This is a genomic window from Bacillus sp. BC05(2025), from assembly GCF_056725905.1.
The window spans coordinates 159,455-174,091 of sequence record NZ_JBWYRA010000008.1 but is presented as its reverse complement, the minus strand read 5'-3'; the positions used below and the strand labels follow the sequence as shown (position 1 = coordinate 174,091).

Here is a 14,637-nt window from a genome sequence, read left to right as displayed (position 1 = left end):
CTAGAAAATTCAGTAAAATGAAAATATTTTACATTTCTATATATGAAAAAGAAGGACAAGCATAAAACTGCTTGTCCTTCGAGTTACATTTAAAAATTAATATACTTTATCACCGTTGAAAATAGAGTTTTTCACGACTACATAATCTACAGTACGAATTGAGTCTAATTTTGTTCCGCCAGCGTAAGAGATGGAAGATTGAAGATCTTGTTCCATTTCGATTAAAGTGTCTTCTAAAGAACCTTTATGCTCAACGAACATTTTCTTACCTTCAACGTTTTTCTTCTCGCCTTTTTGGAATTCAGAAGCTGAACCAAAATACTCTTTATAAAGTTTGCCTTCTTTTTCGATTGTTTCCCCTGGAGACTCTTCATGACCAGCGAATAGAGAACCGATCATAACCATAGTCGCCCCAAATCGAATAGATTTAGCTACGTCACCGTGTGTACGAATACCACCGTCAGCGATAATTGGCTTACTTGCAGCTTTTGCACACCAGCGAAGTGCAGCTAGTTGCCAACCGCCAGTTCCAAAGCCTGTTTTAATTTTAGTAATACAAACTTTACCAGGTCCAATACCAACTTTTGTTGCGTCAGCACCAGCGTTTTCTAATTCTCTTACCGCTTCTGGAGTTCCAACGTTTCCAGCGATAACGAAGCTTTCTGGTAAATGCTTTTTAATATGTTGAATCATGTTGATCACAGCATTAGAATGTCCATGTGCAATATCAATCGTGATGTATTCAGGTGTAAGTTGTTCAGTAGCTAATTGCTGTACGAATTCGTATTCGTCCTCTTTTACACCAACGCTAATAGAAGCGATTAAACCACGTGATTGCATATCTCTAATGAATGAGATTCGTTTCTCTGGTTGGAAACGATGCATGATATAGAAATAATTGTTTTCAGCTAAATAAGTTGCGATTCTTTCATCAATAATCGTTTGCATATTTGCAGGTACGACAGGTAATTTAAATTTATGTTTACCTAAAGTGACAGTTGTATCACATTCAGAGCGGCTGTTCACAATACATTTTGCAGGAATTAATTGAATATCTTCATAGTCGAATACGTTTTCCATCATTTACACCCCTAAAATACGAATATTTTATTTTTATTAATCAAAAATGTTCGTCCATATGATAATTTACATTATTTTCATTAAGAAGTCAAAGGATTTCTTAATATTTTTTAAAAAAGTAGATTTTATATCTAAAAAACAACGTTAAAAACGAACCTAAAACGTTTTTTTATTAGTATTGTTCGTCTATAAAAAATACAGAAAATAAAGACAATTACACAAAGTTGTATGTATTCTTTTTGTTTTTGGGAGTGGATGTAGGAACTATGAAAAGGTTAATGCTAACAATACGAGCAAAAGATGTTATCAAGTAGTTGAACAATATATGAAATGATCAGGTTTATTTCTATATAAAAAGATGAATCTGGCATGATCCACCTTTTTATGTGAGGTTTCAAGTATAATAAGTAGGGCGATAGTAACGTATACAAAAGATAAAAAAGAAAATAATACAGAATAAAATGAGGTTAATATATGAGTGAAAAAGGTTTTTTTGAGTATAAATTAAGTAAAGAAATTGTAAGGGCACTTACTGGGTTAGGGTATGATCATCCAACAGAAGTACAAGGTGAGGTTATTCCAGTCGCATTACAAAAGAAGGATCTTGTTGTGAAGTCCCAGACGGGAAGTGGAAAAACAGCTTCATTTGGTATTCCACTTTGTGAAATGGTGGAGTGGGAAGAGAATAAACCACAAGCATTAGTTTTAACACCAACGAGAGAGCTTGCGGTACAGGTAAAAGAAGATATTACAAATATAGGTCGATTCAAAAGAATCAAGGCTGCGGCAGTTTATGGGAAATCCCCATTTGCACGTCAAAAATTAGAATTAAAGCAAAAGACACATATTGTAGTTGGGACTCCTGGTCGTGTGTTGGATCATATTGAGAAGGGTACCCTTTCTTTAGAGTGTTTGAAGTATTTAGTTATTGATGAAGCAGATGAGATGCTAAATATGGGTTTTATCGATCAAGTAGAGGCAATTATTGATGAATTACCTACAAAAAGAATGACAATGTTATTTTCAGCAACACTCCCAGAAGATGTTGAGAAATTGTCTCGTACATATATGAATTCACCGACTCATATTGAAATTAAAGCGGCTGGGATTACGACGGATAAAATTGAACATACTCTTTTTGAGGTGATAGAAGACGAGAAGCTTTCACTACTTAAAGATGTAACAACGATTGAGAATCCGGATAGTTGTATTATTTTCTGCCGTACACAAGACAATGTAGATCATGTATATAGACAATTAAAACGAGCTAACTATCCTTGTGACAAAATACATGGTGGTATGGTACAAGAAGATCGTTTTGAAGTCATGGATGATTTTAGAAAAGGAAAATTCCGTTATTTAGTAGCAACAGACGTGGCTGCAAGGGGAATTGATATTGATAATATTACACATGTTATCAATTATGATATTCCACTTGAAAAAGAAAGCTATGTACATCGTACTGGAAGAACGGGACGAGCTGGAAATAGTGGAAAAGCTATTACATTTATAACACCATATGAAAATAGATTTTTAGAAGAGATTGAGGAGTATATTGGCTTTGAAATTCCAAAGGCAATTGGACCTTTAAAAGAAGAAGTTATGAAAGGGAAAGCTGCATTTGAAGAAAAGATACATGCTAAACCAATTATAAAGAAAGATAAAAATGCAGACATCAACAAAGGCATTATGAAGCTGTACTTTAATGGTGGGAAGAAAAAGAAAATTAGGGCGGTAGATTTCGTCGGTACAATCGCTAAAATTAAAGGTGTTACAGCAGAAGATATAGGCATTATTACGATACAAGATAATGTTTCTTACGTTGAAATATTAAATGGAAAAGGACCACTTGTCTTGAAAGTCATGAAAACTACAACGATTAAAGGGAAACAACTAAAAGTTCATGAAGCAATTAAGTAAATAAAAAACTATCCACTTTAATAGGTGGATAGTTTTTTATTTATGATTCTTTTAAATCATCCACTAGTTGCTCCGCTAAACGTCTATACATATTACTCATAGTCACGAAGGAGGTTAGTAGTAGAAATTTTTCTAGCTTTGTGTCTTCTAAGGAAGAAATCTCATTTACTTCTGTAACACGGTGATTTACGTCTTGTTTAAAGCTTTCGACATTGCTTTCAGTAAGAGCAAGATAATTTTTGTATAACGTATTTAATTCGAATGAATCATCATTTAATAAGGAGTCATTTATAGTTTCTAATGAACTTTTTATGTCGTTAATGGAAAGAGCACCTTTTAATTGATAAATTAGGCTAATTAAAATCATATGCTCTTTTGAATACTTTTTATTTTTGATAGGGATGAATAGTTTCCCTTTTGCGTAATTATTAATCATCGTTTTTGTTAATACTTTTTCATCATCAGTTCTCGTTGTATCTGCATAAGTATTCTCAAATAGTTGGACAACTTGATCTACATATAAGTCAACATTTGGAATATCTTCAAGTTTAATATTTTTTTCTAAATGCAATGTCTCAAGTAATTCATTTATATTTTCCACGTAGAATCCCTCACTTTTATAACTTAGTGGAACTTAATGTCTAATACATCTTTAAATATGGTATTACGAAACAAATGAATTGTAAATGTTGACCTTAAAAAGAAATGTGTATATAATTACATGTAGTTATCGAAACTACATGTAATTATATGAGGGGTGTTATTATGAATGCTTATGTAAGGGAACCAGTTAATGCATTTACTCACTTAGGTGGAGCGATATTATCATTTATTGCCTTATTAGCTATGCTTGTGAAAGTTTCTATCAAGATGCCATCGTTTGCTGCAATTACAGCTGTTATTTTGTTTGGTATCGGAATGATGGTCCTTTATACAGCGTCAGCTGTATATCATAGTGTTGTGGCCAATGAACGTGTTATTTACTTCTTTAGGAAGCTAGATCATTCTATGATTTTTATATTAATTGCAGGTACATATGCACCCTTTTGCTTAATTACATTAAATTCGGCAAGTGGTTTGCTATTATTTTGTTTAGTCTATGCAACTGCGATTTGTGGCATTGTGTTTAAAATGTTTTGGTTTAATTGTCCAAGATGGTTATCGACAGCAATTTATATTACGATGGGTTGGTTAATTGTTTTATTCTTTGCACCGTTAGTTGAGAATTTAAGTACAGGAGGCATTGTTTTCTTAGTACTTGGGGGCATTTTTTATACAATTGGTGGATTTATTTATGGAACAAAGTCAAAATGGCTAGAGTTTAAATATATGGGACATCATGAAATTTTTCACGTTTTTGTATTATTAGGTAGTCTTGCGCATTTTCTAAGTGTATATTGTTACGTAATTTAATAAGAAAAACGCCACATAATAAAAATATGTGGCGTTTTTCTTATTACTTGATTGGAATCGTATATGTTATAAATTTATTATGGGATAAAATGTAAGTTTCTGTGTTCGCATATTAAACATAGGATAAGAAATATGTGATATACTTTGAGAAGTTTATAATGAATGAAATATGGAGGACTATAATTATGGCAATACTTGTAACAGGTGGAGCAGGGTATATTGGTAGTCATACATGTGTAGAATTACTAAATAGTGGTTACGAAATTATAGTAGTTGATAATCTTTCGAATAGCTCGGTAGAATCTATAAATCGAGTGAAAGAAATAACAGGAAAACAATTTAAGTTTTATAAAGAAGATGTTTTAAATCAAGAAGCACTTGACGAAATTTTTGAAGAAAATGCAATCGAAGCAGTTATTCACTTTGCAGGATTTAAAGCTGTAGGGGAATCAGTAGCAATTCCATTAACATATTATCATAACAACATTACGAGCACGTTAGTGCTATGTGAAGTAATGCAGAAACATAATGTAAAGAAGATGATTTTTAGTTCATCTGCAACTGTATATGGTATCCCGGAAACGTCACCGATTACAGAGGAGTTTCCATTAAGTGCAACAAATCCATATGGTCAAACGAAATTAATGATTGAGCAAATTATGCGTGATGTAGCATTTGCGGATAGAGAATGGAGTATTGCGTTACTTCGCTATTTCAACCCATTTGGTGCACATGAAAGTGGGCGTATTGGAGAAGATCCAAATGGAATTCCAAATAACTTAATGCCATATGTCACACAAGTGGCAGTAGGTAAGCTAAAAGAATTAAGTGTATTTGGAAATGACTATCCAACGAAAGATGGAACAGGCATCCGTGATTACATACATGTTGTAGACTTAGCAAAAGGTCACGTAAAAGCGCTAGAGAAAGTACTGAATGCAACAGGAGTAGATGCTTATAATCTGGGCACAGGTACAGGGTATAGTGTACTTGAGATGGTTGAAGCATTTGAAAGGGTTTCAGGAAAAAAAGTTCCTTATAAAATTACGGAGCGTCGTCCTGGTGATGTGGCAATATGTTTTGCAGATGCATCAAAGGCAAAACGTGAACTAGGATGGGAAGCAAAACGTGGATTAGAAGAAATGTGTGCAGATTCTTGGAGATGGCAATCAAATAATAAAAATGGCTATTTGGAAGTTTAATATGTAGATACAAAAAATGACCTTTGCATGAGCAAAGGTCATTTTTGTATCTATTTCCCGTTAAGTTTATTAGCTAATTTGGTAAAAAAGGTCCGCTGTTTTATAGGAATATTTGACTGGCAAAATGTATAATAATCAATATCTTTAATGTAAGTAAAGAGTCTAGAAATAGCATATAGGAATGTAATAGAAGATCCAACTGCGAAACTAATGCCGTAACCATTGAATCCAAATGGAAGCAAGAGAAGGCTTAATAATAGGTTTGCAAAAAAGAAAATAGCTGATGTTCGAAATGCCCCTTTACGATCCTCAAAGTATAGGAGTAGTAATGTAATAACGAGCACCATTCCATTTGCATAAGCACCAACTATAGTTAGTTGCAGAATAGAGTAATTAAGTGTTGTGTTTCCAGATTGCGAACTAAACATCCATATTATAAAAATAATAAGTAAGGAAAAAATACCTTGATTACGAAGTATACGTTCCATTTCCTGCTTTAAGACAAAGTTCATGGAATCTTTCAATTGTAAAAGTGTATGTAATGTTCCGCCATTGTTTACCGAACCGAAGAACTTTTTATATCTTTCATAAAACCTGGTTTCAATGGATACTACAAAGAAAATATAGGTTGGGATAATACTTAAATACGCCCAGAAAACAGCAGTATCATAAATTTGATGATAAATAAATGTGTCTTCAATATTTCCCCGACCGTCTCCAAACCAAATAACAAAATTACATACCCAAATACCCACATTGTAAAATAGGCTTGACCAAAATAACTCTGGATATTTATCTAAATAAGAAAGAAAGGTAAATTGTTCAGTAGCATCGCTATTTGGAAACATTCGTACAATAACGATACTTAACCATACTAGTGTAATGAAAGTACCAATTGTAAAAGAAATTAAAAGCAATAGGGCAGATCCATGTTCTAACCCAAGTGTAGGGTGCCAGTAAGCTATTAGGATAATTCCTAATAGGGAAAAAATGGATCCGATTAAAAATGCCAGTGCAATTGATTGATAATCTTTAGCTGCTGTTAAATAAATGGACTGAATCCAGATAATATTTAAAGCTAAAAATAAAAACAGCATCACGATTTTATAATATAAAGCTAATGGTGTGAAAAATGCAAATAAAAGCCATAACATAATAGCTAAAAAAAGTGTGATCTTCGTCATTCCTAAAAATGAAGAAAATACTTTATCAGCTTTTTGTTCGTATAAAAGGTCAGCTACATATCTAGTTACAATCAGCTGCAATGCTCCGTAAATAATTTGAGAAAAAATAAAGCAATATGAAATTGAAATAGTGAAAAGGCGCTGTTCTTCAATTGAAATAGAATGAAATAAACTCAAAATGAATCGAATAGTTGTTACTGCTAAAATAACGACTAACCAAGGACCAGCTGTAACAAATAACGAAAATCCATAAGCTTTTACCCTTGAAGAATAGTAGTCTTCCTGAAATAATTTTTGTAATCGAAATCCTATACCTGCCATGTTTTCGCACCCCTTTCTAAATAAAGCCTACGATAACTATCAACAACACCTGATAATTGATAATATGCTTCAATACGATTACGCCCATTGTTTCCGAATTGTTGAATGGATTCAGGGTGGCGATAATACCATTCTAAGTGGGTGGCAACTTGTTCAGGAGATACAGGTGGTACAACAAAGCCACATTGGCCGTAAGGATCTTCATCTTGTCCATAAATTAACTCCTTACAAGAACCAACGTCTGTAACAACCCATGGTAATCCCGATGCCATTCCTTCTAACATAGCTAGTGGTTGTCCTTCAGATATGCTAGTTAATACGAGAATATCCGTTTGTTTTAAGTAATCTTTAATGTTTACTCTGCCAGTCATTATTACATGTTCTTTTAATCCAAGTTGCTGAATTAAATCACGACATTCTTGGGCATACTCTGGTTCTTCTGTATCAGGACCTAATAAGTAGAAGATAAACGGAATATCTTTTTCTAATAATAATTTAGCTGCATAAATCATTGTTTTTACGTCTTTAATTGGCACAACTCGTATAATAGCAGAAATAATGAGTTTATCTGAATTATGTTTTGGCTTACGTAGCCCTTTATAGTCAGATAAAGTAACACCATTTGGAACAATTTTTAGTTTATGGGCCGGAGCTCCTAGTTCTTTTTGATATGCACTATTCCGTCCGAATAACGTAATCACATCAGCAGCTTGTTCATATGCTTGGTGAGATAAATGATGGAAGAAAGAAACCCATCTTTTTTTGTATTCGATTGGTATCCAAGTTGATTGGAGTATTTCCTCTTCACGTTCCCGAGAATAAATGCCATGCTCTGTTAGAATAAATGGTATGTCAGATTTGGCACTAATTGCAGCCCCAAGAAGCCCACCATAGCCTGTAGATACAGAATGGATGAGATCTAATTCAGGAAAATCAATTTGTAAAATTTGAATGATTGGTGTGAACATAGATCTCCACATCCAAAAGTAATTTAAGAAAGAACCACTACTTTCTTCATACAAATAGCTTTCTTTCACTATTTCATAAAATTCACGACTTTCGAAGAAGGAATGTAGTGTTCCTAGCTTTTGCTTGTTCCCTAATATTTGTAATGCTTCTGTTTCGTTAGCTTGGAATGTAAACCATTTTTGAAGTGTTTGTACTTCATCAGTCGTTAAATTGGTTTTTATATGTTTTGAGTCACTTTCTGATTGTAAGGGAATCATAATGATATCTTTTACATTGTTAGGAATTTCATATTGATATTCCGCTTCTGTTTTTATTTGCGGTACGATCGCAAAAATGGTGAATTCATGTTCTTTAAATTGTTGGATGATCATTTGTACCCAACTTGCTACTCCGCCACTGACAAAAGGATAACTTCCTTCAACGACTAAACCTATTTTCATCTGCTATACCCCTTTAATTGGAATTGTAGCGTTAGCTTGTTTTAATATAACGCTATAAATTTGTGAATCTAGCTTTGTAACTGTGCCGTATGGGAATGAACCGGTTTTCAATTTTTTCCCTTCTTCCACACGTATAATCGTTGCAGTGTGGTTTGGTAATCCCTTATATGCAATGTGAACAGCATCATCTTCATAAGAAACAGCTAAATCACCAGTTTGATAAATTTTCATGGAAGCAGTTGCTTCGCTTTGTGTCATACTTTTTATATAAGGATATCTTTCTCGTATTTCTTTAATTGTCGTTTTATAAGCTTTAAATAATTCTTCCCACGTTAAATTACCCGAACGTTTTTCATCAAGGATATCATCTGGATGGACGAAATGTGAGATAACCCCTAAATTTGCGGTAACATCAGCTAAAATAAATTGTTCTTCATCTGGAATAGCATAGCCACTCGTAATACGCGGGAAGTGATAAATGTTTTTGTTGTGTTCATCTGGTCCAAATTCTTGAATTAAACTGCCGTTACTTTTACTTCCCACATATAGAGAAGCAACTGTTTCCATAGTTGGAACCGCGTCGTTTAATGCACTTAATCCAGTTGTATTTATAATATTGGATGGTGGTACATAGGTTTTTAGTTTTTCGTTTGGAAAGAAGTTATACACGAGTTTTTGTAAAGCATTTAAGGATTCCTCCATGTCCTCTTTTGAATTCCACGGAACATATTCAAGTGCTTTATCTACTTGGTCTGGTGGTAATAATAAAGGTTGATGGTTATAGCCATGAATACCGATTTCTCCACCGTGACTTAATAATTCTCTCCCAAATAATAAATAGGTATTTCTATTTTTACCTGTGAAATCTTCAAAAGGTGGCGTTACTTTATTTTGGTATGTCCCAATTGCAACCCCTGTATATTTAATATCAAGCTCTTCAGAGATATCCTTCATATTTTTCCACCAATGTTTTTTATAAAATTCTTCAACAGAAATTTTTTCTGTTGTTAAGTTTTTTAGTTCTCCACTTGGAATTGGAGATGGGAAGTCATCGATATACATAATCTCCGCTCCAAGTTGTACTGTAGCGAAAGTCGGGAAAATAGTACCCAGCGATTGAACGAACATACCCCTACCTAATTTATCGTTCAATGCTGTTGTATTCCAATATAAGACTTTTCCTTCACCGTAGTCATTGGTCCAAAGGATGGGAGTATCTTCTGCAGTAATCCAAGTATTAGTTGTATTCTCATCTAGCGTAATATTCATTGAGCTATGAGTGAACAATGGAGAAGAACTTGAGAGATCAGGATAACCAGGGAATAAAACTTCTTCAAAGGTTAATCCTTTCACATCTTTGAAGCCTTCTTTTTTTGTAATACCAAATAATGTGTTCCAGGAAGGATCTGAATCAAGTCGGTTTGCGATAATAACCCTTCCGCCCATTTGTACAAAATTTTGAATATCAGCTTGTGGAAGTTGCGCCATTATTTCACCTGTAATAATAATCCCTGTATAGGGGGAGGGAGTAAGTCCCTTAATTTCATTAGCTGTAATATCTTTATAGTGTAGGTGTGCGTAATCCATTGCCTTTTTCGTATTAAATTCGACTTGTTGCCCTAATGTATTATCCGTTTTTAAAACGTATAATTGCATTTTTTGTCCATTTTGGGCTACATCTTTTGCTTTGAGTGTTTTAACAGTATCTGTTTCTTTAGTTTTAGGAACAGAAAACTTTTGATAGAAATTTTCTGTTCGATATATAAGGATAGATATAATTAAGAGAAATAAAATGATACTAACAATTCCGATGTATATATTAATCCCCTTTTTCAATGTGTACGCCTCCAAACTGCCTTACAAATAATTGATATTTACGCGGTAGTATATGAACTCTTTTTGCAACTGCTAGATTATTGATTAAGTTATAGAGCTCGTCCCATAACTTTTGCTCATAATATATTTCAAGTAACCCAACGTAACCGTAATATGATTCAGGATAGAAATGAATAAGATTTAAAAATTGTTCTTCAGACTTTGCATATTGTTTTGTATGTAGAAACAGATTTCCAAGGTGGAAAGGGTAAAGAGGTTCGGTAGGGAATAGTTCTACAATTTGTGTAATAAAATTCATAAATTCAGCGATTATTTTTTCCTTTTGCTGATTAGAAAGAAGACCACTGTCTATATATCTTAAATAGTTAGAAACCAACTCTTTTGCAATTTCATTTTGTGGATTTTGTAGAAATTGCTTATTTAAGTACTCGATCTGTTTTTCGTACCGTTCATTTAGTAAATTAATAGTAGTTGCTGCGTAATGTACAGTTTCAGGATCTTTATGGTGAATGGCTTCTTTCAATAAGCCTCCTTCATTGGAAATAGAGGAGGAGCTTAACTGTACAATGAGTTGTTTATGTAATTCAGGCTTATCTAGTTCTAATCCGGAAGAAAATGAAATTAGGTCCATATCTTGTTTTGCAGCTGCCAAAATATCTTCATAATGATCAACTTGAAAGGAAACATACTCAGAGTATTGCTGTAACCACTCGGTTTTGGAGCATCTTATATTCAGTAATAACATGATTGCTGATACAATAAGTCCGACAAGCGGGAAAAGGAGAGAGATAATCAAGCAAAATTCAATAATTCCTTTCTTATCTTCAGTAATCAAACCTTTCGTAAATCGAAATAAAAGAAAAACCAAAATAGCATAAATAAAGTAAAGAAGGAGTAAAATCATTAGAATATCACTCCTTTAGAAGAAAGAGCGTTTTGTATACGAGTTTGGACTGGTAATAAAAACTTTTCTTCAGTGCCAGGTAATAGAATCATAACTTTTTGTTTGGTCGTGCTATAACCGAATATATCAATATCTCGTAAATGATCTTTTAAAATAGAATTTATCATTTCTAAGGAATCTTGTGGAACAGTAAATTCAAAATAGGAATATGGATAAGATAATGTTTCGTAACGTTTCTTTTCTATTTTTAGTAAATGTTCAAATTCATCTTCATAATAAATGCTCGTTTTAGGGAATGTACGATCCTTTTGACTTGATAGCCAAAGATTAGAAGCGTTTTGTAAACGATCGCCCATCCAGCGTAAATACCATGTGAAAAGTTCGAATTGCTCAGAAGTTACTTTTGAAAATTCAATTTCGTCTAATATAATGACGTATTGTACATCATCTTGGAATAGGACGGGACCAACTAAAAGTGGAGCGTCTTGAAAATCCTCTTCTGTACGGAAGAAAGGTCGATTATGCGCTAGAGCATTTTTGATGACTAGCGAAGCATTTTTAACAAAAATGGATTGAGGTAATGTATGTTTACCAGTTTCTGCTCTTAATTTAATACGAAGTGATTGTTTATTGTTATCGACGTGATAGATACCAATTTTTTTTGCTCCGAAATACATTTTTAATACATTTATTCCTTCATCGAGTACAATTTCAGGATGTGTATGATTTAAAGCTTTAAACATATGATACATTTTAGATAAGTGATTATTTGATTCAAGTACACGAGAACGTAGTGTAATACGTGTTTCATCCAATTGTTTCACAACATACTTTAATTCTTTATTTTCGGCTTTTAGCTCATTATTTATCATATGTACATCTTCATACCGTTCTTTTTGTGCAGTACTCATTAGTCCACAACATAAACTAATAACAAGTAAGAAAATCCAATTAATCCAGTAATCTAATGAATAAAAGTACAGTAATATATCATCTTCTTTATATATACCGCTTACAAAAATATAAATCATTGCTTCTAGAAAGGTGAAAAGGGCGATAGATATGCCATACCGGCTAGAAATAATTAATGTAATAAATAAGAGTAAGAAGTATTCATACGTTGGTGTTAGAAAATCAGCTAGTATTGAGAGAAAAAATAGAGCAATAAAGAGAATCGTAGGTTCAATCATTTTTTGTAATAAATTAGATTGTCTATAGTGCATAAAAAATCCCTTCTTTCGTTTGCAAATTTAATTTTGAGGAATAGTACACTGAAATAAAATACATAATTTAAAAGAATTATTTTAAAATATATAATATATGAAGCCCAAATCATTTTATCAACAGAGATGTAGTAAATTCAAGTGAAATAAATTCTAATTTTTGTTAATGTATTGTATTTATTGGAATTTTTATTAAATGTCGAGTTTGAAAAAATGTAAAATGTTATTGTATTACTATACTTGTATTAATATTTAAAATGATAAAAAATTACAGTTTTATAGGGGGTAATATTATTATGGAGTGGAAACGTTCCATATGCTTTTTAGCTATATTTTCTTTTATTTTTTCCTCAAGTACATCCGCACAAGCAAATGTCGTGGAACCAGTTTTAAAAAATGTACGAAGTTATAAAATTTATTATGGTGAAGCAAATGAGCAAGTAATTGAGAGACTTTCAAAGTATGACATGGTCATTATAGAGCCATATGCATTTACGAAAGGGCAAGTTCAGCAATTAAAAAAATCAGGAACAGTAGTCCTTGGGTATGTTAGTGTTTTAGAATTAGAATCGTGGCATAAATCGCAAGTAGTTGAATCAGACTATTATTATCAAGACGGTAAGAAAATGAAGATTGAGCAGTGGGATACATATATCATGAATTTAGCTGATGAACATTACCGTCGGATTGTTGTAAATAAGGTGAAACAGCAAGTTATTGGAAAAGGAATAGACGGTGTGTTTTTAGATACCGCTGGTGATATTGATGACTATTTTTATGATCAGCCAGTTACACAGGGGAAATTTCGCGAAGCATATGTAAATTTATTAAAAGAAATAAAAGGTGTTGATTCTGATTTGCTTCTTATACAGAATTGGGGATTTGACACAATCAAAAATACATCCTTGAATTTTATACATGGTGTATTGTGGGAAGGCTTCAATAAACAAGTTATTACGAAAGATGAATGGAGTCAAAATTGGATGCGCTATTTTAAACAACAAAGTAATAAGATTGTAACGTTTACTGTTACTCCAAATACCGTATCTAAAAAATATAGTTCTATAAATGGATTTATTCCCACAATTAATCCGAATGATATTTATGATAAATAGCCATTATTAGGGATGAGAAACTATCAATATTAACTATGAAAGTTTAGGTCAGTAATACGATTATCTTATAAAGATGAATGTATTACTGACTAGCTCATTCTATAATATTCCATGTTAGAAATTAGTAGAGTGAGATAGAAAAAATGCATTATCCTATTAATTTTTATAGAAATGAAAAACGTAATATTTAAAATAACATCAATACTTGTGTCATGGTTAGAGTACGTTTATAATCAAGGAATCCTATTAATGTTCTGATAGGATTATTTATAATTGAAAGCGTTTTAAATATGGCGTTCTTCAAGGTAGGAGGTCTGACCTATTTAGATTAAAAATTATGTATGTAGTTTTAAATAGGAAGAAAAATAATAAAGAATCACTTTATATTGTGGGGAGGTTAAAAGTGTGAAAGGGAAAGACTTTCACACGAATATATATGGGTTACGTAGGATTATTACTTTCGGGTGCAGCTTTATTTTTAAATAGTCTTGTTATATTAGGAAAAGCAGAGATGAAAAGTGCGGGTGTTTTTAATTTATTTGTAGGTGCACTACAAATTATTATTCCGTTCTATTTGATCATGATTTCTGACCAAAGCAATTGGACAGTATATTCATATGCAGCTACTTTCTTATTTGGATTAACCTATTTATATGTAGGTGTTACTTTTATAAAAGGAATGGATAGTAGCGGTCTAGGGTGGTTTTGTATTTGGGTAGCAATTATTGCTTTATTCTATATGGTTGTTTCATTTGTTCAATTCCACGATGTTGTTAATGCGTTAACGTGGTTTATGTGGGCATTACTTTGGTATTTATTCTTTGTATTAAATACACAAAAAAAGAACATCAATCAATATCTTGGAAGGATTGCTTTCGTACAATCATGGGTAACATTGACGTTACCTTCACTCTTTTATTTTATGGGAGTATGGGGAGAGGGATTCGTATATGAATTATGGGTTTATGTATCTGTAATTTCTATTTTATACTTCTGTTATTGTATTTATAAATATCGAGTACGTTAATAT

At 32.6% G+C, this 14,637-nt stretch carries 12 protein-coding genes; 5 read left to right on the top strand and 7 right to left on the bottom strand.

Going from position 1 to position 14,637, the window contains the following annotated elements:
• Positions 1-96: 96 nt before the first annotated feature.
• Positions 97-1,080 carry a GMP reductase gene (guaC, locus tag ACZ76X_RS22145; protein ID WP_306186248.1) on the bottom strand — a complete coding sequence of 328 codons (984 nt, stop codon included), beginning with the start codon at positions 1,078-1,080 and terminating at the stop codon, positions 97-99.
• 474 nt (positions 1,081-1,554) lie between these two features.
• Here guaC and ACZ76X_RS22140 point away from each other — a divergent pair, with 474 nt between their 5' ends.
• Positions 1,555-3,000 carry a DEAD/DEAH box helicase gene (locus ACZ76X_RS22140; protein WP_479851702.1) on the top strand — a complete coding sequence of 482 codons (1,446 nt, stop codon included), beginning with the start codon at positions 1,555-1,557 and terminating at the stop codon, positions 2,998-3,000.
• 40 nt (positions 3,001-3,040) lie between these two features.
• On the opposite strand, the gene ACZ76X_RS22135 is transcribed toward ACZ76X_RS22140, so the two are convergent.
• Positions 3,041-3,601: a DUF1836 domain-containing protein gene (locus ACZ76X_RS22135; RefSeq protein WP_479851701.1), complete on the bottom strand. Its 561-nt coding sequence runs from the start codon at positions 3,599-3,601 to the stop codon at positions 3,041-3,043.
• Positions 3,602-3,765: 164 nt separating this feature from the next.
• On the opposite strand from ACZ76X_RS22135, the gene trhA reads away from it, so the two are divergent.
• Complete coding sequence (gene trhA / locus ACZ76X_RS22130) at positions 3,766-4,413, top strand: PAQR family membrane homeostasis protein TrhA (protein WP_479851700.1); 648 nt, start codon at positions 3,766-3,768, stop codon at positions 4,411-4,413.
• 185 nt (positions 4,414-4,598) lie between these two features.
• Entirely contained in the window at positions 4,599-5,615 is a 1,017-nt protein-coding gene (gene galE / locus ACZ76X_RS22125) for a UDP-glucose 4-epimerase GalE (RefSeq protein WP_479851699.1), read from the top strand.
• A gap of 50 nt (positions 5,616-5,665) precedes the next feature.
• On the opposite strand, the gene pelG is transcribed toward galE, so the two are convergent.
• From pelG to ACZ76X_RS22100, 5 genes are read right to left on the bottom strand one after another with little or no spacing between them, the layout of a single operon-like run.
• Entirely contained in the window at positions 5,666-7,120 is a 1,455-nt protein-coding gene (gene pelG / locus ACZ76X_RS22120; protein ID WP_479851698.1) for an exopolysaccharide Pel transporter PelG, read from the bottom strand.
• On the bottom strand, positions 7,108-8,529 hold the full coding sequence (gene pelF / locus ACZ76X_RS22115; RefSeq protein WP_479851697.1) for a GT4 family glycosyltransferase PelF: 1,422 nt from the start codon (positions 8,527-8,529) through the stop codon (positions 7,108-7,110). Before pelF ends, pelG begins: the two co-directional genes overlap by 13 nt.
• A gap of 3 nt (positions 8,530-8,532) precedes the next feature.
• Complete coding sequence (locus ACZ76X_RS22110) at positions 8,533-10,365, bottom strand: DUF2194 domain-containing protein (protein WP_479851696.1); 1,833 nt, start codon at positions 10,363-10,365, stop codon at positions 8,533-8,535.
• A complete protein-coding gene (locus ACZ76X_RS22105; protein WP_479851695.1) occupies positions 10,349-11,269 on the bottom strand; it encodes a tetratricopeptide repeat protein in 921 nt (306 codons plus the stop codon). The genes ACZ76X_RS22110 and ACZ76X_RS22105 overlap by 17 nt, the downstream gene beginning before the upstream one ends.
• Positions 11,269-12,492: a GAF domain-containing protein gene (locus ACZ76X_RS22100; RefSeq protein WP_479851694.1), complete on the bottom strand. Its 1,224-nt coding sequence runs from the start codon at positions 12,490-12,492 to the stop codon at positions 11,269-11,271. The genes ACZ76X_RS22105 and ACZ76X_RS22100 overlap by 1 nt, the downstream gene beginning before the upstream one ends.
• A gap of 296 nt (positions 12,493-12,788) precedes the next feature.
• On the opposite strand from ACZ76X_RS22100, the gene ACZ76X_RS22095 reads away from it, so the two are divergent.
• A complete protein-coding gene (locus tag ACZ76X_RS22095) occupies positions 12,789-13,607 on the top strand; it encodes an endo alpha-1,4 polygalactosaminidase (protein WP_479851693.1) in 819 nt (272 codons plus the stop codon).
• A gap of 436 nt (positions 13,608-14,043) precedes the next feature.
• Positions 14,044-14,634: an AmiS/UreI family transporter gene (locus ACZ76X_RS22090; RefSeq protein ID WP_000542569.1), complete on the top strand. Its 591-nt coding sequence runs from the start codon at positions 14,044-14,046 to the stop codon at positions 14,632-14,634.
• The last annotated feature ends 3 nt before the right edge of the window (positions 14,635-14,637 follow it).